General features: G+C 72.1%; 21 protein-coding genes and 1 pseudogene. 1 reads left to right on the top strand and 21 read right to left on the bottom strand.

Translation table 11 applies throughout. From position 1 onward, the window contains the following. Nucleotides 1–113: 113 nt before the first annotated feature. From lgt to C1A17_RS01335, 19 genes and pseudogenes are all read right to left on the bottom strand, one after another. Entirely contained in the window at nt 114–1,259 is a 1,146-nt protein-coding gene (gene lgt / locus C1A17_RS01425) for a prolipoprotein diacylglyceryl transferase (RefSeq protein ID WP_101650029.1), read from the bottom strand. Then, on the bottom strand, nt 1,252–2,034 hold the full coding sequence (gene trpA, locus C1A17_RS01420; RefSeq protein WP_101650028.1) for a tryptophan synthase subunit alpha: 783 nt from the start codon (nt 2,032–2,034) through the stop codon (nt 1,252–1,254). The genes lgt and trpA overlap by 8 nt, the downstream gene beginning before the upstream one ends. After that, nucleotides 2,034–3,263 carry a tryptophan synthase subunit beta gene (gene trpB, locus C1A17_RS01415; protein WP_101650026.1) on the bottom strand — a complete coding sequence of 410 codons (1,230 nt, stop codon included), beginning with the start codon at nt 3,261–3,263 and terminating at the stop codon, nt 2,034–2,036. The genes trpA and trpB overlap by 1 nt, the downstream gene beginning before the upstream one ends. Before the next feature lie 48 nt (nt 3,264–3,311). After that, the gene (gene trpC / locus C1A17_RS01410) at nt 3,312–4,112 is read right to left on the bottom strand and encodes an indole-3-glycerol phosphate synthase TrpC (protein WP_101650024.1); all 801 of its coding nucleotides are present in this window, start codon (nt 4,110–4,112) and stop codon (nt 3,312–3,314) included. After that, a complete protein-coding gene (locus C1A17_RS01405) occupies nt 4,109–4,387 on the bottom strand; it encodes an HGxxPAAW family protein (RefSeq protein WP_101650022.1) in 279 nt (92 codons plus the stop codon). The genes trpC and C1A17_RS01405 overlap by 4 nt, the downstream gene beginning before the upstream one ends. A 102-nt stretch (nt 4,388–4,489) precedes the next feature. Further along, complete coding sequence (locus C1A17_RS01400) at nt 4,490–4,990, bottom strand: Trp biosynthesis-associated membrane protein (RefSeq protein WP_180953183.1); 501 nt, start codon at nt 4,988–4,990, stop codon at nt 4,490–4,492. An 8-nt stretch (nt 4,991–4,998) separates the two neighbouring features. Next, nucleotides 4,999–6,516, bottom strand: coding sequence for an anthranilate synthase component I (locus C1A17_RS01395; protein WP_101650018.1), 1,518 nt, complete (start codon nt 6,514–6,516; stop codon nt 4,999–5,001). Next, entirely contained in the window at nt 6,494–6,880 is a 387-nt protein-coding gene (gene hisI, locus C1A17_RS01390; protein WP_101650016.1) for a phosphoribosyl-AMP cyclohydrolase, read from the bottom strand. Before hisI ends, C1A17_RS01395 begins: the two co-directional genes overlap by 23 nt. Next, nucleotides 6,877–7,650 (bottom strand): imidazole glycerol phosphate synthase subunit HisF, encoded by a 774-nt coding sequence (hisF, locus tag C1A17_RS01385; RefSeq protein WP_101650014.1) that lies wholly within the window; start codon nt 7,648–7,650, stop codon nt 6,877–6,879. Before hisF ends, hisI begins: the two co-directional genes overlap by 4 nt. 8 nt (nt 7,651–7,658) lie before the next feature. Next, nucleotides 7,659–9,151 (bottom strand): annotated as a pseudogene (locus C1A17_RS01380) (carboxyl transferase domain-containing protein). 5 nt (nt 9,152–9,156) lie between these two features. Beyond that, nucleotides 9,157–10,362 carry a CaiB/BaiF CoA transferase family protein gene (locus tag C1A17_RS01375; protein WP_101650012.1) on the bottom strand — a complete coding sequence of 402 codons (1,206 nt, stop codon included), beginning with the start codon at nt 10,360–10,362 and terminating at the stop codon, nt 9,157–9,159. A 35-nt stretch (nt 10,363–10,397) separates the two neighbouring features. Then, entirely contained in the window at nt 10,398–10,838 is a 441-nt protein-coding gene (locus tag C1A17_RS01370) for a PH domain-containing protein (protein ID WP_245873370.1), read from the bottom strand. A gap of 1 nt (nt 10,839) precedes the next feature. After that, entirely contained in the window at nt 10,840–11,682 is an 843-nt protein-coding gene (gene hisG / locus C1A17_RS01365) for an ATP phosphoribosyltransferase (RefSeq protein ID WP_101650008.1), read from the bottom strand. Nucleotides 11,683–11,762: 80 nt separating this feature from the next. Continuing rightward, entirely contained in the window at nt 11,763–12,026 is a 264-nt protein-coding gene (locus C1A17_RS01360) for a phosphoribosyl-ATP diphosphatase (RefSeq protein WP_101651471.1), read from the bottom strand. A gap of 73 nt (nt 12,027–12,099) precedes the next feature. Beyond that, nucleotides 12,100–12,762 (bottom strand): nicotinamide mononucleotide transporter family protein, encoded by a 663-nt coding sequence (locus C1A17_RS01355; protein ID WP_101650006.1) that lies wholly within the window; start codon nt 12,760–12,762, stop codon nt 12,100–12,102. Nucleotides 12,763–12,776: 14 nt separating this feature from the next. Continuing rightward, entirely contained in the window at nt 12,777–13,439 is a 663-nt protein-coding gene (rpe, locus tag C1A17_RS01350; protein WP_101650003.1) for a ribulose-phosphate 3-epimerase, read from the bottom strand. A gap of 9 nt (nt 13,440–13,448) precedes the next feature. Then, a complete protein-coding gene (locus C1A17_RS01345) occupies nt 13,449–15,035 on the bottom strand; it encodes an RsmB/NOP family class I SAM-dependent RNA methyltransferase (RefSeq protein ID WP_342750287.1) in 1,587 nt (528 codons plus the stop codon). Next, the gene (locus tag C1A17_RS01340; protein ID WP_180953182.1) at nt 15,032–16,084 is read right to left on the bottom strand and encodes a methionyl-tRNA formyltransferase; all 1,053 of its coding nucleotides are present in this window, start codon (nt 16,082–16,084) and stop codon (nt 15,032–15,034) included. The genes C1A17_RS01345 and C1A17_RS01340 overlap by 4 nt, the downstream gene beginning before the upstream one ends. Before the next feature lie 95 nt (nt 16,085–16,179). After that, nucleotides 16,180–16,539 (bottom strand): DsrE family protein, encoded by a 360-nt coding sequence (locus tag C1A17_RS01335; protein ID WP_180953181.1) that lies wholly within the window; start codon nt 16,537–16,539, stop codon nt 16,180–16,182. A 76-nt stretch (nt 16,540–16,615) separates the two neighbouring features. Here C1A17_RS01335 and C1A17_RS01330 point away from each other — a divergent pair, with 76 nt between their 5' ends. After that, a complete protein-coding gene (locus tag C1A17_RS01330; RefSeq protein WP_101649997.1) occupies nt 16,616–17,218 on the top strand; it encodes a TetR/AcrR family transcriptional regulator in 603 nt (200 codons plus the stop codon). A gap of 160 nt (nt 17,219–17,378) precedes the next feature. Here C1A17_RS01330 and C1A17_RS01325 read toward each other — a convergent pair whose 3' ends face one another. Together C1A17_RS01325 and C1A17_RS01320 are read right to left on the bottom strand one after the other, a co-directional pair. Then, entirely contained in the window at nt 17,379–18,011 is a 633-nt protein-coding gene (locus C1A17_RS01325; protein ID WP_101649995.1) for a M23 family metallopeptidase, read from the bottom strand. A 260-nt stretch (nt 18,012–18,271) separates the two neighbouring features. Further along, entirely contained in the window at nt 18,272–20,968 is a 2,697-nt protein-coding gene (locus tag C1A17_RS01320; protein ID WP_146000565.1) for an HNH endonuclease signature motif containing protein, read from the bottom strand. Nucleotides 20,969–21,654: the final 686 nt, after the last annotated feature.

The raw sequence follows: 21,654 nt of genomic DNA, 5'->3' as shown, positions 1-21,654 counted from the left end.
GGACACGGTTCTGCGGACGGCGCTGTCAGCATCGCGCTGCGACGCATGATCGCGCAGCGACCGCGGCCGGTGACCTCGGTCACCGTGCGCGGGTTTGCAGTGTACATGATCGCTCAGTCGGGCTGCGGCGGCCGTTCGGATCGTGTCCGACCGCCCACCTGGGGGACGATCGAGATCGCGGAGGTCACTGCGCCGAAGAAGCCGAAGCTCCGCTTCGACATCGACGATCCCGTACCCTCGTCGTCGGCACCGCGGGCGGTCTGCTGACCGCGCTCCCCAGTCTCCCCGGCGGGCCGGGCGCCGTCGCCGTCCGCGGAGGTCCCGCCCGTCGGTCCGTCGTCGGCGCGGTCGTCGTGGTCGTCGCCGGCCTGTGCGGCCTCGCGCTGAGCGCGCTCCGGGGTGTAGACGCTCTCCTCCGGCGTGCGGTGCCGCCGCCGGGAGAGGACGAAGAGGACCGCGCCGAGCGCGAACACGAGGATCGAGACCCAGACGTTGAGGCGGACGCCGAGGATGAGCTCCGCGGTGTCGATGCGGAGCGCCTCGATCCACACCCGGCCTGCGGTGTAGTAGCAGATGTAGAGGAAGAAGACCTGTCCGTGGCCGAGTGCGAACCGGCGGCCCGCCCACAGGAGGAGGACGAAGCCCGCGAGGTTCCAGATCGACTCGTAGAGGAAGGTCGGGTGGAAGAGGGTGTCGGCGGGCAGCGCGGCGTCGGGCCAGTTGGGGTTGGGCGCGCCGTTGATCTCGCGGTCGATCTCGAGCCCCCAGGGCACGGTCGTCGGGGCGCCGAACAGCTCCTGGTTGAACCAGTTGCCCCAGCGGCCCACGGCTTGCGCGAGGATGAGCCCGGGCGCGGCGGCGTCGAGAAAGGCGGTAAATCGAATCCCGTAGTGGCGGCACACGAAGTACACGGTGAGCACCCCGAGCGCCACGGCGCCCCAGATCCCGAGTCCGCCGTTCCAGATGTAGAGCGCAGCGACCGGATTCCCTCCCGGACCGAAGTACGGGTCCGGGGTGGAGATCACGTGGTAGATCCGGCCGCCGATGATCCCGGCGGGGATCGCCCACACGGCGATGTTCCACAGGTCGTCCTCGGAGCCGCCGCGGGCCTGCCAGCGCCGGTTCGTCACCCACAGGGCGAGGACGATCCCGAGCAGGATGCACAGCGCGTAGGCGTGGATCGTCAGAGGCCCGAGCGAGAACCCGCTCCAGCTCGGCGACGGGATCGCGGCGAGGATGTCGGTGAGCGGCTCAGCCACGGTCGCGCACCCCGGCGGCGAACTCGCCGGCGATCTGCTCGAGCCCGGCCGTCCCACCGGAGTCGAGCGCCTTGACGAGGGCGGATCCGACGATGACCCCGTCGGCGTAGGCCGCGACCTGCGCGGCCTGCTCGCGGGTCGACACCCCGAGTCCGACGCACACGTGCTTCGCGCCGGCGGACCGCGTGTCGGCGACGAGCTGCGCGGCGGCGGAGCCCACCTCGGCGCGGGTGCCGGTCACGCCCATGGTCGAGGCGGCGTAGACGAAGCCGCGCGAGCTGCCGGCCACGTAGGCGAGGCGCTCGGGCGTCGATGAGGGGGCGACGAGGAAGATCCGGTCGAGGTCGTGGGCGTCAGAGGCGGCGATCCACTCCCCCGCCTCGTCGGGGACGAGGTCCGGGGTGACGATGCCGCTGCCGCCGGCCGCGGCGAGATCCCGTGCGAAGGCCTCGACGCCGTAGCGCTCGACGATGTTCCAGTAGGTCATCGTCACCGCGGCGGCGCCGGCCTCGCGCACCGCCTCGATGGCGGTGAAGACGTCGCGTGTGCGGACCCCGTTCGCGAGCGCCTGCACGCCGGCGGCCTCGATGACCGGGCCGTCCATGCCGGGATCGCTGTAGGGCATGCCGACCTCGATGATGTCGACCCCGCCGGCGACGAGGGCGCGCATCGCGTCGAGCGAGCCGGGTACGTCGGGGTAGCCGACCGGCAGGTAGCCGATGAAGGCGGCGCGGTTCTCCTGGGCGCAGGCCTCCAGCACGGGCGCGGTGCTCATCAGTCCTCCTCGTTGTTCGCGTCGAAGTACCCGAAGTACTTTCCCGCGGTGTCGACGTCCTTGTCCCCGCGGCCCGACAGGCACACGGCGACGACGGATCCCGGGCCGAGCTCGCGGCCGACCTGGAGCGCACCGGCGAGCGCGTGGGCGCTCTCGATCGCGGGGATGATCCCCTCGGTGCGGGCGAGCAGCCGGAAGGCCTCCATCGCCTCGGCGTCGGTGATCGCGCGGTACTCCCCGCGGCCGGAGTCGTGGAGCCAGGCGTGCTCCGGCCCGACCCCGGGATAGTCAAGTCCGGCGGAGATCGAGTGGCTCTCGATCGTCTGGCCGTCCTCGTCCTGGAGCATCATCGAGCGGGCGCCGTGGAGGACGCCCTCGGAGCCCCGGGTGAGCGAGGCCGCGTGGAGGTCGCCCCCGTCCCCGCCGGGCTCGCAGCCGATGAGTCGGACCCCGGTGTCGGGGATGAAGGCGTGGAACATCCCCATCGCGTTCGATCCGCCGCCCACGCAGGCGGTGACGGCATCGGGCAGCCGGCCGACGAGCGCCTCGATCTGCGCCCGCGCCTCGATCCCGATGATCCGCTGGAACTCGCGCACGAGCATCGGGAAGGGGTGGGGTCCGGCGACGGTCCCGAACACGTAGTGGGTGGTGTCGACGCTCGCGACCCAGTCGCGGAACGTCGCGTTGATCGCGTCCTTGAGGGTGCGGGAGCCGGCCTCGACCGCGATGACCTCGGCGCCGAGGAGCCGCATCCGGGCGACGTTGAGGGCCTGCCGCTCGGTGTCCTGCGCGCCCATGTAGATCCGGCACTCGAGTCCGAGGAAGGCGGCGGCGGTCGCGGTCGCGACGCCGTGCTGGCCGGCACCGGTCTCCGCGATGAGCCGGGTCTTGCCCATCCGCTGGGCGAGCAGCGCCTGGCCGAGGACGTTGTTGATCTTGTGGCTGCCGGTGTGGTTGAGGTCCTCGCGCTTGAGGAGGATCCGCGCCCCGCCCGCGTGCTCGGCGAAGCGGGGGGCCTCGGTGAGCAGGCTCGGCCGGCCGGAGTAGTCCCGATGGAGGCGCTGGAGCTCGTCGACGAACGCGGGATCGACGGTCGCCTTGGCGAAGGCGTCGGTGATCTCGTCGAGGGCCCGGATGAGCGCCTCGGGGATGAAGCGTCCGCCGAAGGCGCCGAAGTACGGCCCCTGCGGGAGCGTGGAGTCGGGTGCGGAGAACAGCTCGTGTTCCATGGAGTCCTTCGGATCGGGATGCAGCAGGCGGCGGACGGCCGTGCCGATTCAGGCGCGTGGGGTCCGGGCGGCGCGGCCGGCGGCGGTGAATTCCGCGACGGCCTCCCGGGGCCGTCCCCCGGTGACGAGCGCCTCGCCGACGAGGGCGAGGTCGGCGCCGGCGTCGGCGAACGCGGCGACGTCCTCGGCCGTCGCGACGCCTGATTCGCCGACGAGCACTGCGCCGGGCGGGCAGTCGGCGGCGAGCGGGGCGAAGCGGCCGAGATCGACCGACAGGTCCTTGAGGTTGCGGGTGTTGACGCCGATGAGCGGGGCGTCGATCGCGGCTGCCGCGGCGACCTCGTCCGGCGTGTGGGCCTCGACGAGCACGGCCATCCCGAGTTCGGCGGCGAGTCCGTGGAACTCCGCGAGCTCCCCGGCGCTCAGCGCCGCGACGATGAGGAGGACGATGTCGGCGCCGTGCGCCCGCGCCTCCTGGATCTGGTACTCGGTGACGACGAAGTCCTTGCGGAGCAGCGGGACGTCGACGGCGGCGCGCACCGCGTCGAGGTCGGCGAGGCTGCCGCCGAACCGGCGGGCCTCGGTGAGCACGCTGATCGCGGCCGCGCCCCCGGCGGCGTACGCGGAGGCGAGGGCGGCGGGGTCCGCGATGTCCGACAGTGCGCCCTTCGAGGGCGAGGACCGCTTGACCTCGGCGATGATGCCGAAGTCACCGGGCGCCCGGGGCAGCAGCGGCCGCACGGGGGCGGCGGCGGCCGCCCGGGCGCGGATCTCGGCCAGCGGCACCGCGGACTCCCGCGGCGCGAGGTCCTCCCGGACCCCGGCCACGATCGCGTCGAGCACGGTCACCGGTGGTGGCCCGCCGTGTTCTTCCCGCCCTTGCCGGCGGCGCGCAGCACGAGGCCGACGATCGGGCCGATGGCGCAGACGATGAGGCCGCCCCAGAAGATCATCGAGTTCCCGGTGACGCTGCCGAAGGTGGCGATGACCGCACCGAGGAAGATGATGAGGACGCCGGTCCAGCTGGCGACGGTGTTGCCGTGTCCGGGATCCTGGACCGCGGTGTAGTCGATGGTCGACCGGTCGAGGTCTCCGGTGCCGTCGCGCGCGATGATCTCTGTCATGGTTCTCCTTCTCTGGGACTGCGTGCCGTCATTGTCTCATGGGCGCGGGACACTGCGCTCCCCGACCCGCGGAGCGGACGGGGGGTCTGCGCCGGGTGCGGTTCAGAGGTCCTCGCCGCGGGACAGCGCATCCCATGTGCGCGCCGGATCGTCGCCGGGATCGTCCGGGTCGGCGCCGGCGGCGCTGCGGTCGTAGCGGGCCGATGCCTGCCAGCGCCCGCTCGTCCACGTCACCCATGCCGCGGCCGCTGCGACCGCGCCGCCGAGCACGAGTCCGGCGGCGGCCCAGCCGGTGTGGGCGGCGGGGCCGAGCACGACCGCCAGGGCCGTCGCGGCGTAGCCGAGCGCCGCGAGGACGGCGAGCATCCCGACGACCCGCCGGCCGATCCGTTCGAGGAGCGCGAGCAGGAGGGCGGCGACCGCGACGATCGCGGCGCACGCGACGAGCACCGGGGAGTTCTCCGGGGACTCCGCCGCCGCCTGCGCGACCCCGGGGACGGTGCCCGTCGCCTCGGGGGCGGCCGCGATCCACGTCTGCGAGGCGACGATCCACAGCAGCGCCGCCGCGGCGAGCAGGAGGAGGACGCCGCGCGCCTTCGTCATCCCGTGCGTCATCCTGTGCCGCCGGGGGTGCGCAGCGTGTGGGCGGCAGCCGCGGCGCGCAGCACGGCGGCGGCCTTGTTCTGCGTCTCGATGTACTCGGTCTCCGGCACGGAGTCGGCGACGATCCCGGCGCCGGCGGACACGCTGATCGTGCCCGGCCGGATGATGCCGGTGCGGATCGCGATCGCGACGTCGAGGTCCCCGGTGAACGACAGGTAGCCGACGACGCCGCCGTAGACGCCGCGGGCGGTGGGCTCGAGCCGGTCGATGATCTCGAGCGCGCGCGGCTTCGGCGCGCCGGACAGGGTGCCGGCGGGGAACGTCGCGGCGAGCACGTCCACCCCGCCGCGGTCCGCATCGAGCGTGCCGGTGACCGTCGAGACGATGTGCATGATGTGGCTGTAGCGCTCGATCTCCATGAACTCGACGACGTCGACCGTGCCCGGCACGCACACCTTGGAGAGGTCGTTGCGGGCGAGGTCGACGAGCATGAGGTGCTCGGCGCGCTCCTTCTCGTCGGCGAGGAGGTCCCGGGCGTGCTCGTGGTCCTCCTCCGGCGTAGCGCCGCGCGGGCGGGAGCCGGCGATCGGGTGGGTGACGACGTGACCGGACTTGACGGTGACGAGCGCCTCCGGCGAGGAGCCGACGATGCTCAGCGGCCGCCCGTCGGGGGTCGGGATGTCGAGGAGGTACATGTACGGGCTCGGGTTCGTCGTCCGGAGCATCCGGTAGACGTCGAGCGGGTCCGCGTCGCAGGGCGAGTCGAAGCGCTGGCCGAGGACGACCTGGAAGATCTCCCCGTCGACGATCTCCTGCTTCGCGGTGAGCACCGACTCGAGGTACTCCTCGCGCGGGGTGCGCGGCTTGACCTCGGGTTCGAGCGGGGTGTGGACGGCGACGGTCGAGGCGGCGGGGGCGAGCAGGTCGTCGATCATCGCCGCGAGCCGGGCGCACCCGGAGTCGTAGGCGGCGTCGATCCCGGAGTCGCGCCCGTCGACGTTGACGACGTTCGCCACGAGGGTGACCCGGGCGGTCGAGTGGTCGAAGATCGCGACGTCGCCGGGGATCGAGAGGCTGAGCTCGGGCACCGCGTCCTCGGGCAGCGGGCCGTGGCCGAGCCGCTCGAAGCGGCGCACGACGTCCCAGCCGAGGTAGCCGACGAGGGAGGAGATCATCGGCGGCAGGTCCGGGTGCGGGACGTCGATGGAGAGGAGCGCGAGGGTGGCGCGGAGAGCGGCGAGCGGGTCGCCGGTCGTCGGGACGCCCGCGGGCGGGGTGCCGAGCCAGGCGACCTCGCCGTCGACCTCGGTGAGGGTGGCGACGGGGTTCCGGCCGATGAACGAGTAGCGGTTCCACACCCCGCTCGTCGCGGACTCGAGGAGGAACCCGCCGGGCCGGCCGCCGGCGAGTCGGCGGTAGATGCTCAGCGGCGTCTCGGAGTCGGCGAGGACGGTGGTGTACAGCGGGACGAGACGGCGGCCGGCGCCGAGCGCTCGGAACTCCTCACGGCTCGGTGTGACGGACATCGATCTCCCTCCCGGTGAAGCAGGTGGCGGTGTTCGTGTGGCAGGCCGGACCGGTCTGGTCGACCTCGAGGAGCACCGTGTCGGCGTCGCAGTCGAGCGCCAGCACGCGGACGTGCTGGACGTGACCGGACGTCTCGCCCTTGACCCAGTACTCGCCGCGGGAGCGGGACCAGTAGGTCGCGCGCCCGGTGCGCGCGGTGCGTCGCAGCGCCTCGGCGTCCATCCAGGCGAGCATGAGGACGGCGCGGGTGGTGTGCTCCTGCACGACGACCGGCACGAGCCCGTCGGCGTTGAAGGCGATACCGGAGGCGAGCACGTCCTCGATCGTCGGACGGGCGGACGGGGAGGATCCGGGGGCGGTCATCGGACCTCGATCCCGTCCGCGCGCAGGGCGCCCTTGACCTCGCCGACGGTGAACTCCCCGAAGTGGAACACGCTCGCCGCGAGCACGGCGTCGGCCCCGGCCCGCACGGCCGGCGCGAAGTGCTCGACGGCACCGGCGCCGCCGGAGGCGATGAGCGGGACATCGACGACGGCGCGCGCGGCCGAGATGAGCTCGAGGTCGAACCCGGCCTTCGTGCCGTCGGCGTCCATGCTGTTGAGGAGGATCTCCCCGGCGCCGAGCTCGGCGGCCCGGGCCGTCCACTCGATCGCGTCGATCCCGGTCCCCTGCCGCCCGCCGTGGGTGGTGACCTCGAAGCCCGACGGGGTGGGCCGGCCGCCGGCCGGCACCCGGCGGGCGTCGAGGGAGAGGACGAGGACCTGGTTGCCGAACCGGTCGGCGATCTCGGCGAGGAGTTCGGGGCGCGCGACGGCGGCGGTGTTGACCCCGACCTTGTCCGCTCCCGCTCGGAGCAGCCGGTCGACGTCGGAGGCCGAGCGCACTCCCCCGCCGACGGTGAGCGGGATGAAGACCTGCTCGGCGCACTGGCCGACCATCTCGAAGGTCGTCTCGCGGTCGCCGCTCGAGGCGGTGACGTCGAGGAACGTCAGCTCGTCGGCCCCCTCGGCGCCGTAGCGGCGGGCGAGCTCGACCGGGTCCCCCGCATCGCGCAGGCCGGTGAAGTTCACCCCCTTGACGACGCGTCCGGCGTCGACGTCGAGGCAGGGGATGACCCGTACCGACACGGCCATGGAACTCCTCACAGTCCGAGGTTGCGGTAGCGCTCGATGCGGCGGTGCCACCGGCGGTCCGCCGGCTGCCGCATGAGCGCGATGATCTCGTATTCGAGGGTAGCCGACACCCGGTCGACGAACGCCGCGGGCTCGACCGCGGCGTCGGGGGTCTCCGCGATGATCCGGTCCGCCACGCCGTCGGCGAGCAGCCGTTCGGCCTGCACGCCCTGGGCCTGCGCCATCTCGGGGGCATGGTCGACATCGCGGTGGACGATCGCCGAGGCGCCCTCGGGCGGGAGCGGGGACAGCCAGCCGTTCTGCGCGGTGAGCACCCGGTCGGCCGGGACGAGCGCGAGCGCGCCGCCGCCGGTGCCCTCCCCCATGATGAGCGACACCGTGGGCGCCTCGAGGGTGATGAGGTCGGCGAGCGAGCGGGCGATCTCGCCGGCGAGCCCGCCCTCCTCGGCCGACTGCGAGAGTGCAGCCCCGGGGGTGTCGATGACGGTGACGAGCGGCACGCCGAGCTCGCGGGCGAGCGCCATGCCGCGACGGGCCTCCCGCAGGGCGGCCGGGCCCATCGGCTCGTGGGAGCGCTGCCGGTAGCGGTCCTGCCCGAGCACGATGCACGGGGCGGTGCCGAACTTCGCGGTGGCGAGCAGCAGTCCGGGATCCTTCTCCCCCTGTCCGGTGCCGTTGAGCGGCAGGACGTGCGTGGCGCCGTGGCGCAGGAGCTCGCGGACACCGGGGCGCGCGGGGTTCCGGGAGGCGGTGATGATGTCCCAGGCGCGGGTGCCCCCGGCGCGGTGGGCGGGTCCGGGACGGGCGCGGGCACCTCGCGGCTGCCCATGAGCACGTCGAGGACCTTGGCCACGGTGTCGGCGATCCGCTCGGGACCGATGACGGCGTCGATGATGCCGTGCCGATGGAGGTTCTCCCCAGTCTGCACGCCCGCGGGGAACTCCCGACCGTAGAGCTGCTCGAAGACGCGCGGGCCGAGGAAGCCGATGAGCGCGCCGGGTTCGGCGACGGTGAAGTGGCCGAGCGATCCCCACGAGGCGAACACGCCCCCGGTGGTGGGGTGGCGGAGGTAGACGAGGAAGGGCAGCCCGGACTGCTTGTGGTCCATGACGGCGGCGGTGATCTTGACCATCGAGAGGAAGGCGACCGTGCCCTCCTGCATCCGGGTGCCGCCGGAGGCGGGTCCGGCGAGCAGCGGCAGGCCCTCGGCGGTGGCGCGCTCGATCGCCGACACGAGGCGCTCGGCGGCGGCGACGCCGATCGACCCGGCGAGGAACCGGAACTCGCAGGCGACGACGGCGACGCGGCGGCCGCGCACGAGTCCCTCGCCGGTGACGACGGCCTCGTCGACCCCGGACTTCTCCGCCGCGCGCCCGAGCTCGGCGGCGTAGTCCTCGTCGATGCCCGCCGCCGGGGTGACCGGGGTGGTGTCCCAGCTCGTGAAGGTGCCCGGGTCGACGACGAGGTCGATGAGCCCGCGGACGTCGAGTCGTGCTGCCACGCTGATCAGTCCTCCTCGAGCCAGGCGCGGATGGCCGCCCCGTGCTCGCCGAGCAGCGGCGGGGCGAGGTGCTCGGTGACGGTGGTCTCCGTCTCCCCGGCGGCATCGGCGTCGAAGAACCGGACGGGCGGACCGGGCAGGTCCATCTCCCCGACGACGGGATGGTCGACGGTGATCTTGAGCCCCTGCGAGAGCGCCTGCTCCCACTCGTACACCTCGGGCAGGGTGCGGACGATGCCGGCGGGGATCCCCGCGGCGGCGAGCTTCTCGAGCAGGGTCTCGGGATCGTCGGCGGCGAACACGTCCTCGATGGCGGCGGGGACGGCAGGCCGGTTGGCCACGCGGTCGGCGTTCGTCGCCCTCCCCGGGGTCGCCGGATCGAGGCCGAAGGCGACGCAGAACCGCTGCCACAGCCCCTCGTTGCCCACGGAGATCTGCACCGCCCCGCCGGCGCAGCGGAACAGCCCGTAGGGCGAGAGCGAGGGGTGGTGGTTCCCGCCGGGGCGGGGGTCCTCGCCGGCGACGGTGGCCCGGGTGCCCTGGAAGGCGTGGACGCCCACCATGCCGGAGATCAGCGAGGTGCGCACGACCTTACCGCGTCCGGTCCGCTCACGCTCGAGGAGCGCGGCGAGCACGCCGTAGGCGCCGTGGATGCCGGCGAGAAGGTCGGCGATCGGGACGCCGACCTTCTGCATGTCATCGGGTCCGGAGCCGGTGAGGGACATGAGCCCGGCCTCGCCCTGGGCGATCTGGTCGTAGCCGGCGCGCTGCGCCTCGGGCCCGTCGTGGCCGAACCCGGTGATCGAGAGGATGACGAGGCGCGGGTTGATCTCGAGGCACGTCGAGGTCGGGAAGCCGAGGCGGGCGAGCACGCCGCCGCGGAAGTTCTCGATGAGGACGTCGGCGCGGGCGATGAGCGCACGCAGGGTGTCGGTGCCGTCCTCGCTCTTGAGGTCGAGCGCGATCGACTCCTTGTTCCGGTTGCACGAGAAGAAGTACGTGGCCTGCGGGTCGTCGGCCGGCCCGACGAAGGGCGGGCCCCACGAGCGCGAGTCGTCGCCGGACTCCGGGTTCTCGACCTTGATGACGCGGGCGCCCAGGTCGCCGAGGAGCTGGCCGGCGTGGGGGCCGGCGAGCGCGCGCGAGAGGTCGACGACGGTGTACCCGGCGAGGGCTCCGACCGAGCGGGGATTGGGCGTGGGACGTGACATGTCTGCCTTCCTGGGTACGGGTCCGCGGGCGGACCTCAGTTGTCGCTGCCGTCGTGGGTGCCGTAGGTGTCCACGAGTCTACGCAATCGCTCCGCGGCCGCGGCCCCGCGCGCACCGTCCGCCGTCTGGATCGCCATGACCGCGTAGGTGGTGCCGTCGGCGAGGTCGAGCACCGGCCACGGCTGACCGCTGGCGGCCCGGTAGCTCACCCCGAAGATCTCCGGCCAGGCGAAGGTCCGGGTGCGGACGATGTTGCGCACGGTGAGCGACTGCGGGGTGGCGACGGCACGGACCGCGCCGAGCCGCCACAGGACGGCGGCGAAGAGGATGCCGATGCCGTTCATCCACACGACGTCGACCGGCTTCCAGGCGTCCCAGCCGATCGCGCCGAGGGCGTAGGACAGGACCGCGAAGGACACGAGGACCGCCGCCGCGGCCACCATCGTCAGGGGCCGCAGCACGGAGGGGCGGAACACCTCACATGCGGCAGGCATCGATCGCGGTGACGAGGATCGCGCGGGCGCCTGCGGAGTACAGCCGGTCCATGATGCGGTGCGAGTCCTTCGCCTCGACCATGGAGCGCACCGCGCACCACTCGGGGTCGTTGAGCTGGGAAACGGTCGGGCTCTCGTAGCCCGGGGTCACGGCCATCGCCTCGGCGAGGTGATCGCGGTGGATGTCGTAGTCGATGAGGACGTAGGAGCGTGCGACCATGACGCTCTGCACGCGGCGGAGGAACACGTCGGCTCCCGGCTTGTCGAAGCCGCTGCGGGCGACGAGCACGCCCTCGGAGACGAGGATCGGGTCGCCGAAGGTCTCGAGGCCCGCCATCCGCAGGGTGGTGCCGGTCTCGACGACGTCGGCGATCGCGTCGGCCACGCCGAGCTCGATCGACACCTCGACGGCGCCGTCGAGCTTGACGGTGGTCGCGTCGATGCCGCGGCGGGCGAGGTCCTGCTCGACGAGCACGGGATAGCTCGTCGCGATGGTCTTCCCGGCGAGCTCGGCGGGGTCGGAGTAGACCCCGGCCTCGCCGGCGTAGTGGAAGGCCGAGCGGCCGAACCCGAGCTGCAGGATCTCCTCGGCCTCGGACTCGGACTCGAGGAGCAGGTCACGGCCGGTGATGCCGATGTCGAGGATGCCGCGGCCGATGTACGTCGCGATGTCGCGCGGCCGGAGGTAGAAGAACTCGATGTCGTTCTCGACGTCGCGGTGGACGAGCCGCTTCGAGTTGAGGCGCAGCGAGTAGCCGGCCTCGCGGAGCATCGTCGTGGCCGATTCCGACAGTGCGCCCTTGTTGGGCACTGCGACACGGAGCATGGCGTCCTTTCGGTGCCCGGCGGTCCTCCGGGCGGCGGGGCAGGTTCAGGGGCGGGGCGGACCCGGGCGGCGGAGCGGGTTCAGAGCTTCCGGTAGATGTCGTCGAGGGTGAGCCCGCGCGCGATCATCATCACCTGGAGGTGGTAGAGGGCCTGCGAGATCTCCTCGGCGAGCTCCTCGTCGGACTGGTACTCGGCCGCCATCCACACCTCGGCGGCCTCCTCGACGACCTTCTTCCCGATGGCGTGGACGCCGGCATCGAGCTCGGCGACGGTCGAGGATCCGGTCGGCCGTGAGGCGGCCTTGTCGGTGAGTTCTGCGAACAGCTCGTCGAAGGTCTTCACGGTGCCCAAGCGTAGTGCATGGGAGCGCGCATCCCGGGCGGCGTCCGCACCTCGGGAACGTGACCTCGGTCGCTCACTCGGTGCGGCCGGTGACCGTCTGGGTCCCGGCGATCGGCGAGGAGATCGTCTGCCGCGAGCGCTTGGCCCAGTCGACGATGCCGACGACGACCATGATGAGGAAGATGAAGTAGACGATGCCGGAGAACGCGAGACCGCCCATGATCGCGAGCGGGATGCCGACGAGGTCGACGGCGAGCCAGACGAACCAGAACTCGACGATCGCACGGCCCTGCGCGTACATCGCGACGAGGGACCCGATGAAGATGTAGGCGTCCGGGTACGGGTTCCACGACCAGCCGCCGGCGGACAGGATCGCGCCGAAGCCCACGGTGCCGACGAGGAGCGCGAGGATGAGGAGGATCCGCTCCTTCCACGTCGCCCAGCGGATCCGGATCTCCCCGGTCTGCTCGCGGGACCGCTTCCACTGGCTCCAGCCCCAGATCGCTGCGACGACGATGACGACCTGCCGGGAGGCGTTTCCGCCGAGGCCGGCGGAGACGCTCGCGGAGAACAGGAGGATCGAGCCGAGGATCTGCACCGGCCAGGACAGGATGTTCCGGCGCAGCGCGAGGAACACCGTGGCGAGCGCGCAGACGTTGCCGAGGAAGTCCGACCATGGGACGGGATTGCCGAAGAGCTCGAAGATCGGTGCGTTGAGCCAGCTGAGGAAGTCCATCGCGATCCCGTCGATCAGTGGGCGTGCTGCGCGGCGAGAGCCCGGAGGTCCTCGATCGCAGTACCCGGGTTCTCCGCACCGTAGACCGCGGATCCGGCGACGAGGACGTTCGCCCCGGCGTCGACGACGCGCTCGACCGTCGAGGTCGACACTCCCCCGTCGACCTGGAGCAGGATGTCGAGCCCGGACGCGCTGATCGCCTCGCGGGTGCGGCGGATCTTCGGCAGGCACACGTCGAGGAACGACTGACCGCCGAATCCGGGCTCCACGGTCATGATGAGGATCTGGTCGAACTCGCCGAGCAGGTCGACGTAGGGCTCGATCGGGGTCGCGGGCTTGAGGGCGAGGCTCGCCTTCGCGCCGAGCCGGCGGATCTCGCGGGCCAGCCGGACGGGGGCGGCGGAGGCCTCGGCGTGGAACGACACCGAGGCGCAGCCGATCTCGGCGTACACCGGGGCGTGGCGGTCGGCGTCGGCGATCATCAGGTGCGCGTCGATCGGCACCGGGGAGACCGCGCGGATGCGCTCGACGACGGGCGGGCCGAAGGTGAGGTTGGGGACGAAGTGGTTGTCCATGACGTCGACATGGGCCATGTCGGCACCGGCGATCGCGGCGAGCTCGCCGCGGAGGTCGGCGAAGTCGCAGGACAGGATGCTCGGATTGATGTGGATGGTCACGGGGGAATCCTACTTCTTCCGCAGCAGGGCGAGGAACATGCCGTCGGTGCCGTGGACGTCGGGCCACAGCTGGGCGCAGCGACCGTCGGCGACCGCGGCGGAGGCGAACTCCGCGGCCGGCCGGCCGGTGACCTCGGCGAGGACGGCGGCGGCGTCGAGCACCTCGACCGGCGCGCTTGCCCCGCCCGCGATCTCCTCGACGACGAGCACGGTCTCGACGTGGTGGGGCGAGCACGTGGTGTAGGCGATGATCCCGCCGGGCATCGCGGCGCTGATCGCCGCGCGGAGCAGCTCGCGCTGGATCGGGCCGAGGGTGTTGACGTCCTTCGGCGTGCGGCGCCAGCGCGCCTCGGGGCGGCGGCGGAGGGCGCCGAGGCCGGAGCACGGGGCGTCGATGAGCACCCGGGTGAACTGCTCGGCGTGATCGACGCCGAACTCGCGGCCGTCGGCGGCGAACACCTCGACGACGTCGGCGAGCGCCCGGGTCGAGTCCTCGACGAGGTCGGCGCGATGATCGGAGGTGTCCACCGCGATGACCCGGTCCCCCGTGCCAGCGGCGACCGCGCCGAGGACCGCGGTCTTGCCTCCGGGCCCGGCGCACAGGTCGAGCCAGGCCCCGGAGGGCGCCTCGGGTCGGGTGAGTGCGAGGGCGACGAGCTGGGAGCCCTCGTCCTGTACGCGCGCGGTGCCGGCCCGGACCTCGGGAACGTCGAGCGGCGCACCGTGGTCGAGGTGGACGCCGAGTGGCGACAGCGGCGTCGGGGTGCCGAAGTCGCGGGTCACGGCATCCCGGTCGGCGAGGCCGGGGAGCACGCTCAGGCACACGGCGGCCGGCGTGTTGTCCGCCGCGAGCAGTGCTTCGAGATCGGCAGCGTCGCGGCCGTGGGCGACGAGCGCCTGGCGCAGCGCCCGGACGATCCAGCCGGGGTGCGAGGTGGTGATCTCGAGGGCGCGGGTGGGATCGACGCCCTCGGTGACCGCCTCGATCCACTCCTCGCGGGTGCGCTCGGAGACGCGGCGGAGCACGGCGTTGACGAAGCCGCCGGCGCGCGGATCGTGGTGGGCCTTGACGACGCCGACGGTCTCCGAGACCGCGGCGTGGTCGGCGACCCGCATGTTCAGCAGCTGGTGGGCGCCCATCCGCATCGCGGCGCGCACGGGCGGGTCGATGTCGGCGGCCGGGCGGCCGGCGGCGACGGTGATGACGGCGTCGTAGAAGCCGATCCCGCGGAGCGTGCCGTAGGTGAGCTCGGTCGCGAGCGCGGCATCGGGGCCCTCGAGGCGGGTGCGGGCGATCTTGCCGGGCAGGAGCAGGTTGGCGTAGGCGTCGTTGAGTTCGACGTCGCGGAGCACCTCCCACGCGAGCGTGCGGGGCATGTTCGCGCGCGGCGGGCGCGGTCCCCGGCGGTCGCCGCGCTGGCCGCGGTCACGTCGTGGCGCCCGGTCGTGGCGCGCATGCCGGTCGGAGAAGGGTCGTCGGCCGGAGCGGTCGTCGCGGCGGCCTGCGGCGGTCGACCGGTCGTCGGGGCGGCCGTCGCGGCCGCCTGCGGTCGTGCCGTCGGGGCGGCCGCCGGCAGTCGTGTCGTCGGGGGTCACGCGTTCTCCTCGAGATCGAAGTCGATGTCGCCGCGCCCGCGATGGAAGTCGAGGGCGGGCATCCGTGGCTTGCCGAAGGGCTGGATCTCGGTGATCGAGATCGCTCCGTCGCCGGTGCCGACGACGATGGTGTCGCCGATCCGGGTGAGCCGGCCGGGCGGCGGGACAGCGGTCGCGGCCGGTGCGGCGTCGGAGTCGTCGTGGTGCTCAGGTGCGTCGGACGCGTCCAGCGGGGCCACGGAGTCCCGCGGGTGCCCGGCGGCGTCGGAGCCCTCCGGGCGCGTGGGGGCGCTCGGAGCCGCACTGCGGAAGGCGCGGATGCCGAAGAGCTTCGTCCGCGCCCCGTCGAGGAGCGCCCACGCGCCGGGCTGCGGGGTCACTCCGCGGGCGAGCGCGGACACTGCGGTCGCCGACCGGGTGAAGTCGAGCTGCGCCTCGTCCGGGGTGATCTTCGCCGCGTGCGAGGCCTCTCCCGACTGGGCCCGGAACTCCGCGGTGCCGGCCGCGACCGCGTCGAGCGCCTCGACGAGAACGGCGGATCCGCGCACGGCGTAGTCCTCGAGGACAGCACCGGCGTCGATCTCGGGAAGCGGGAGCTCGGCACCGGCGACGACGTCCCCGGTGTCGACCCCGGTGTCGAGGCGGAACACGGTGACCCCGGAGACGGTCTCACCCGCCATGATCGCTCGCTGGACGGGAGCTGCCCCGCGCCAGGCGGGAAGCCTCGAGAAGTGGAGATTGAACCAGCCGTGGCGGGCGGCGGAGAGCGCGCGCGGACCGGCGACGGCCCCGTAGGCGACGACGGCGACGGCGTCGGGCGCGAGTGCCTCGATCTCGGTGAGGATCTCACCCCGCAGGCGATCCGCCTCGAGCACCGGGATCCCGGCGTCCTGAGCGCGGACCTTGACCGGGCTCGGGGTGAGCACCCGCTTGCGCCCCACCGGGGCGTCCGGGCGCGTGAGAACGGCGACCACCTCGTGCTCGGATTCGAGCAACGCCTCGAGCGAGGGGACGGCGGCCTGGGGCGTTCCGGCGAAGATCAGTCTCACGAGGGACCAGTCTACGGCGCGGGGTGCGGCAGGTGTCGGGCGGCGAGGCCTCCTGCCCCACCGCCCGGTGTCGTCGTGCGCGTCGCGCCGCCGCGTCAGAAGCTGAACGTCGCCGTCCCCTCGTCGATCCATTCCCAGAGCTGGACCGTGCCGCCGACCTTCGCGTTGCCGAGGAAGCCGGCGGGGTCGAGGACCTTGGACTGCACGCAGATGCCGCAGACGAGGTAGGTCCCTCCGGCGGCGGCGTAGCGGTCGAGAAGCGTGGTGAGCGGTGGACAGCCGTCGCACGCGACGGCATGGACGAATCCGTCGGTCGCGAGGCGGACGGACTCCTTGGTGAGGAACATCATGGTCTCCCGGCCGCTCTCCGCGGCGCCGACAGCGACGAGGAACGCCACCGTCACCTTCTCCGCGTCTTCGAGGCCGGTGGTGAGTGAAATCGCTGCCTTGGGCATCAGTGCCCTCCCTGCTGATCCGGGACCTGCTGGCTCCGGACCCTAATAGTACGACCGGTCGTGCTATTATGTCAAGATGACCATCGAGAACGCCCGCCGTGTCCGCGCCGACGGAGCCCGCACCCGTTCGACCGTCCTGCGCCAGGCGACCGAGCTGTCGACGGTCGTCGGACTCGACGGACTGTCGATCGGCGCCCTGGCGACCGCGGCGGGGATGAGCAAGAGCGGGATCTACGCCCACTTCGGGTCGAAGCTCGAGCTCCAGCTCGCGACGATCGACGAGGCCGACAGGATCTTCCGCGCCCATGTCATCGAGCCCGCCCTCGCGCTGCCGGGTCCGCATGCGCAGCTGCTCGGGCTGTGCGATCGCTACCTCGACCACCTCGACGACCGGGTGTTCTCCGGCGGGTGCTTCTTCTCCGCCGCCGTGATGGAGATGGGACCGCGGCCCGGTCCCGTGCGCGACCGGCTGTCCCGGTTCCAGCGCGAGCTCTCCGCCCGGCTCGCCCGGCTCGTCATGGAATCGCAGGCCGAGGGGCGGCTGGCCGGGGAGGATCCCCGCGGCCTCGTCTTCGAGGTCACCGGCCAGTTCCTCGCCGCGAGCGCGGCCTACACCCTCACCGACGACCCCGAGGTGCTCGCGCTCGCCCGCACCACCCTCCACCGTCGCCTGGGCTGAACCGGTTCGAGCCCACGTGCGGCAACCGCCGCGCAGGGGGCACGGGCCGGCCGCTCGGACGCGTGAGCACCCCGACGCTCCGGAACGCGTCAGTCCGGTCGGCACTGCATCATGTGCGGCACTGGGTCACCTGCAGCACTGCGTCACGTGCAGCACTGCGTCACGTGCTGCTGTTCATCGGCGATACGACGACGACTTCACCGTTGCGGGGCAGTGAGCCGCGGAAGGTCATCGGCACCGCCCGAGCATCCTCGACCTCTCTGCCGTCGATCGCCTGGATGTGCAGATGGGGTTCGGTGCTGTTGCCCGAGTTGCCGCACCGGCCGAGGACGTCGCCCGCACGCACGTGCTGCCCTGTCCGGACCGCCGCGCTCCCCCGCTGCAGATGGCAGAGCGCGATGACGATGCCGTCGTGGTCGATGAAGACGTGGTTCCCCGCGAGTGCTGTCCACCCTGCCGCGACGCGCCGCGGCTGGGTGAGTGCATAGCCGATCGACGGCAGGCCGCGGTGAGCCGGATGATCGCGAATCGGATCGTGCACCGCGACCACGACGCCGTCCACCGGAGCGAGGATCGGCCGCCCGAACCCCGGGAACCGCTCCGGGGGTTCCGGTCGGAGGAGTCCGCCGAGAGTGATCGGCGCGGTGCGCGCATCATCTCCGACGGGCACGAAATCGATCGCATGCGATGTGGCGAACCGAGGGGTGCCATGACTGGGAATCCGGTCGGCCGGGCTGTTCTGCACGAGCCAGCGGCCGGAGAACGGATAGTCGAGATCGATGCCGGATGACATGCAGGGCTCCTCCCCGTGCGCCGCGACCGGTCCACGTGCGTTGACAGATCCACGTTCGTCGACGGATCGACGTGCTTCGTCAGGCCCACGTGCGTCGGCGGGTCCCCCATGCTTCGACAGCGGCAATCGTGTGCGGGACCTCGGGAGTCGCACTGGGCAGGCCCGCACTCGGATTCTTTCATCGTCGGCGCTCCGGTTCCAGGGGGGGTCAGGCACTGAGTACGGCCGGCGCCCGATACACCTCGGGCGGGAGGCGGGCTTCAGAAGGGCGGCGGGTCGTCATCAGCGTGCCACCAGGGGTCGCTGCTGTCGGCAGGAGGTGCGGTCGAGGCCTCGGCCGCACACCCGTTGTCGGCATCGCCTGCGAGTGGCCTGGCTGCAGGCGTTCTGATCGCCGATCCCCCAGCGGCCCGATCTGCGGTGTCCGATCGTCCAGTGGCTGCTCCTCCGGCGGCTGCCTCTCCGGAGACAGGCACACCCAGGACAGCTGCTCCGGAGCCGAGGTCAGCGTTCACAGTGCCGGTGCTCCTGCGGTCGTCCGGGCGGTCCACCGCGATGTCGACGTGCCCGAGGCGATCGCTCTTGCTCCTGTTCGCAGTTGTGCTGTCGACGGACGCGGCGGGGTGCTGCCGGGTGGAATCCGGTCGGGGGTCGTCCCCCTCGGTGCCATCGGGCTCCGGCCTGGGGATCTTTTCCCAGCACTCCCAGGGATCGATGACAGCGGAGGTGCGAGGGCTGCCTGGAGCATTCCCGTCCGGGTCATCGGCGTCCGGTCCGCTGCCGGGTGGGCTCCCGAACGGGTCGCCCGATGGGCCGACGATGGCACCGGTCGTCGGGTCGCTGCCCGGCACACCCGGTCGGCTGGCGCTCGACGTGAGAGGCGGCGGGCTGTCCGGAACGCGTGGACGTCTGGCACTCGGAGTGCCTGGCGGGGTGCAGTCAGGGTCGAGCAGTCGACCGGTACTCGGACTACCCGGAGGGCCGTCACCCGGGGCACGCGGTAGTCCGCCATCGGGAAGGTCCGGCGGCTCGTCGTCATTGCGGTCTGGCGGTAGCTCGCCATCGGGAATACCCGGTAGGTCGTCGCTTTCAGGACTACGCGGCAGCCCGCCGTCGGGAAAACCCGGTGGGTTGTCATCAGAGTCATGCGGTGGCCCATCGTCAGGACGATCTGGGCGGTCGGCATCGGCGTCGTCCGGCGGTCCGGCGCTTGGGTCGTCGGGTGGCGCTTCGTCGGGTGCGCTCGGTGGTGGGTCGTGGTCGTCGGGGTCGGTCAGGCCGAGGAGGCGGCGGGTGATGCGGGCGGCCTCGCGATCGATGGGCCGGTCAGCCGGTGTGGTGGTGTGGGTGATGCCGTGGGCGAACTGCCAGCAGATGAGCCCGTCGGTGGTGCGGTGCAGACGCAGGGTCCGTTCGGTCTTCATCTGGTGGTGCTGTTTGCACAGGGGGTGGAGGTTGTCGAAGTCCGTCCGCCCGCCCCGAGCAGGAGCGGTGTGGTCGAAGGGGATGATGTGGTCGGCCTCGCTCGTCTCGGCCCGCCGTGTGCATCCGGGTGCGGTGCACCACGCCCAGGTCTGATTCAGTGTCGTGCGCATCCCGACCGGCAGCGTGTAGGACTGCGCGATCTCGGGGCAGACGGCGCCGGTGGTGGGGTCGGTGAGGATCCGGGTGAATTTCTCCGACCCGGCGGCGAGTCTGGCGGCGAGGTCGGCGGGGATCGGGGTGCCGTCGGACCAGGTGCCGGGCAGCTCGGCGTGTCCGGTGAGGGTGAGGTAGGGGACGGTGATGACGACGGTGGCCTGCCGGCGCAGCCAGTCCTGGTTCGACGGACACGTCACCCTGACCTGCCGTCGCACTCGACCGTCCGCATCCGCTCCACCTGCCCCGGAGTCGCCGACGGATGGATCACCGGCCGCAGGAGTGCCTGCACCTGCAGCGCCGGCACCAGAGCTGCCGGTATCACAGCTGTCGACGGGGCGGCTGACTCCGGTGACTCCGAGGAAGGGGAAGAGTCCTGGATTCGGGTCTGCGGTACTCCGCTCAGCGGTGGACGCGCCTGTGTCCTGAGCTCCGTCGTCGTCGGCACCGGTGTCATTGTTCGGGGTGGTGATTGCGATGTGGGTGCTCGGTGCGGTGGCGGAGAGGAGGTCGAACATCAGCTGCGGGATGGTGCGATCATCTGCGATCTGCGCCCCGGCCGGCAGCTGCTCACCGAACGTCGAGGCATGGGCGGCCCGGATCGCGCGGGCGGTGGCCTCGAGGCGGCGGTGCAGGGCGTGCAGGGGCTCGAGGGGTCCGGTGAGGAGGAGACGGCCTTCCCGGGCATCGCTGCGCCAGAAATCGACCCGCCGGTTCTCCCGCACCTGCTCCTCCTGCTCCTCGTCATCGGTGAGCATGCGGATGAGCTCGTTGACCGCCCGGCAATAGGCTTCCCACGACAGATCGGGGCGCAGTGCGGTGATCCCCGCATCGAGCGCGGCGAGTTTCGCATCCCCGAGTCGGTGGGCGCGGCGCGCGGCGTACTGCAGGCGCTCGTATCGCAGGATTCCGGTGGTGGCGCGGTCGTGGCAGGCACGCAGGCTGAAGGTCGCGATGAGTGCTTCGCGGGCGGCGGTGTAGGCCCGCGTGATGGTGGTGTCGAGGACCGCGGCGAGGCAGGTGAGGTGCTCCCCGGTCATCCGTTCGAGGACCCAGTGGGCGAGTGACCGGTCGGCGGGCAGGCCGTAGCGGTCGCGCCCGCACTCCGCACAGCCCGCGGCAGGACCGGTGGCTGCGGAGTCTGCGCTGCCGGTTGCGGAGTCCGCGACGGGAGGTTCCGGGGTCGAGGAGGCGAAAGGCCCGGACGATCCAGCCCACGTCGTGCAGTCGGGTTCGGGGGTGAGGTCGAGGCATTCCTCGATGATGGTCTCGGCGATGAGCTGCATCCGGGCGAGCAGCACCCGATCATGGGAGGCCACCGAGTCCCGCAGCCGCAGGAGAGCGGGACGCGATCATGGGAGGCCACCGAGTCCCGCAGCCGCAGGAGAGCGGGACGCTCACCGAAGGGGTGCTCGGTGGAGTCGCGGGGGTCGGAGTCGCGGGGGTCGGAGTCGCGGGGGTCGCTGCTGTCGGGGTGGATGGTGGGTGCGGTCATCAGGGGTCACCTCCCTCGGTCGCCGATCGTGGGTCCTGAGTTCCTGGTTTCTGGTGTGCTGGGGACTGGTTCGGGGGTGCTGTGCGAGTGGTTTCAGGCTATCGGGACCCACGGACACGGGATGACTCGAAAACGCCTGAAATCGGTGTTGTCCACAGGGTGTTCGATATTTCTTTGAATATTCTTTCGTCTGCATCATCAATTGTGGAAACCGCGGAGAGATCCGCCATACGGATTGCGGACCGTGCGTTCCGACAGTCCCAGTCGGCCCCTGCCGCATCCGACTGTCCGGATCGGTCCCCGGACACAGCCCCGGACGACTCCCCGCTACGAGGGCGCCCCCGCCCGGCTCACGGCTCCCCCGGCTTCACGTCATCCCGACCCTGCGCACGAGTCCCCATGACCGGAGACATCCAGAAAAGACTCACGGCTCCCCGGCTTCTCGAAACCGCGGGCCGACCGCCGGCCGACGCTCCGGCCGCCCCGGACACAGTCCCTGACGACTCCCCT

The organism is Brevibacterium ihuae (assembly GCF_900184225.1).
Classification (GTDB): domain Bacteria; phylum Actinomycetota; class Actinomycetes; order Actinomycetales; family Brevibacteriaceae; genus Brevibacterium; species Brevibacterium ihuae.
This window is presented reverse-complemented; position numbering and strand designations above follow the sequence as displayed.

What these genes read in the sequence shown, in the direction of transcription:
- trpA (WP_101650028.1), bottom strand. Translation starts at nt 2,034, where the DNA reads ATGAGCACCGCGCCCGTGCTGGAGGCCTGCGCCCAGGAGAACCGCGCC.
- trpB (WP_101650026.1), bottom strand. Translation starts at nt 3,263, where the DNA reads ATGGAACACGAGCTGTTCTCCGCACCCGACTCCACGCTCCCGCAGGGG.
- C1A17_RS01405 (WP_101650022.1), bottom strand. Translation starts at nt 4,387, where the DNA reads ATGACAGAGATCATCGCGCGCGACGGCACCGGAGACCTCGACCGGTCG.
- C1A17_RS01400 (WP_180953183.1), bottom strand. Translation starts at nt 4,990, where the DNA reads ATGACGAAGGCGCGCGGCGTCCTCCTCCTGCTCGCCGCGGCGGCGCTG.
- C1A17_RS01395 (WP_101650018.1), bottom strand. Translation starts at nt 6,516, where the DNA reads ATGTCCGTCACACCGAGCCGTGAGGAGTTCCGAGCGCTCGGCGCCGGC.
- hisI (WP_101650016.1), bottom strand. Translation starts at nt 6,880, where the DNA reads ATGACCGCCCCCGGATCCTCCCCGTCCGCCCGTCCGACGATCGAGGAC.
- hisF (WP_101650014.1), bottom strand. Translation starts at nt 7,650, where the DNA reads ATGGCCGTGTCGGTACGGGTCATCCCCTGCCTCGACGTCGACGCCGGA.
- C1A17_RS01375 (WP_101650012.1), bottom strand. Translation starts at nt 10,362, where the DNA reads ATGTCACGTCCCACGCCCAATCCCCGCTCGGTCGGAGCCCTCGCCGGG.
- hisG (WP_101650008.1), bottom strand. Translation starts at nt 11,682, where the DNA reads ATGCTCCGTGTCGCAGTGCCCAACAAGGGCGCACTGTCGGAATCGGCC.
- C1A17_RS01355 (WP_101650006.1), bottom strand. Translation starts at nt 12,762, where the DNA reads ATGGACTTCCTCAGCTGGCTCAACGCACCGATCTTCGAGCTCTTCGGC.
- C1A17_RS01335 (WP_180953181.1), bottom strand. Translation starts at nt 16,539, where the DNA reads ATGCCCAAGGCAGCGATTTCACTCACCACCGGCCTCGAAGACGCGGAG.
- C1A17_RS01330 (WP_101649997.1), top strand. Translation starts at nt 16,616, where the DNA reads ATGACCATCGAGAACGCCCGCCGTGTCCGCGCCGACGGAGCCCGCACC.
- C1A17_RS01325 (WP_101649995.1), bottom strand. Translation starts at nt 18,011, where the DNA reads ATGTCATCCGGCATCGATCTCGACTATCCGTTCTCCGGCCGCTGGCTC.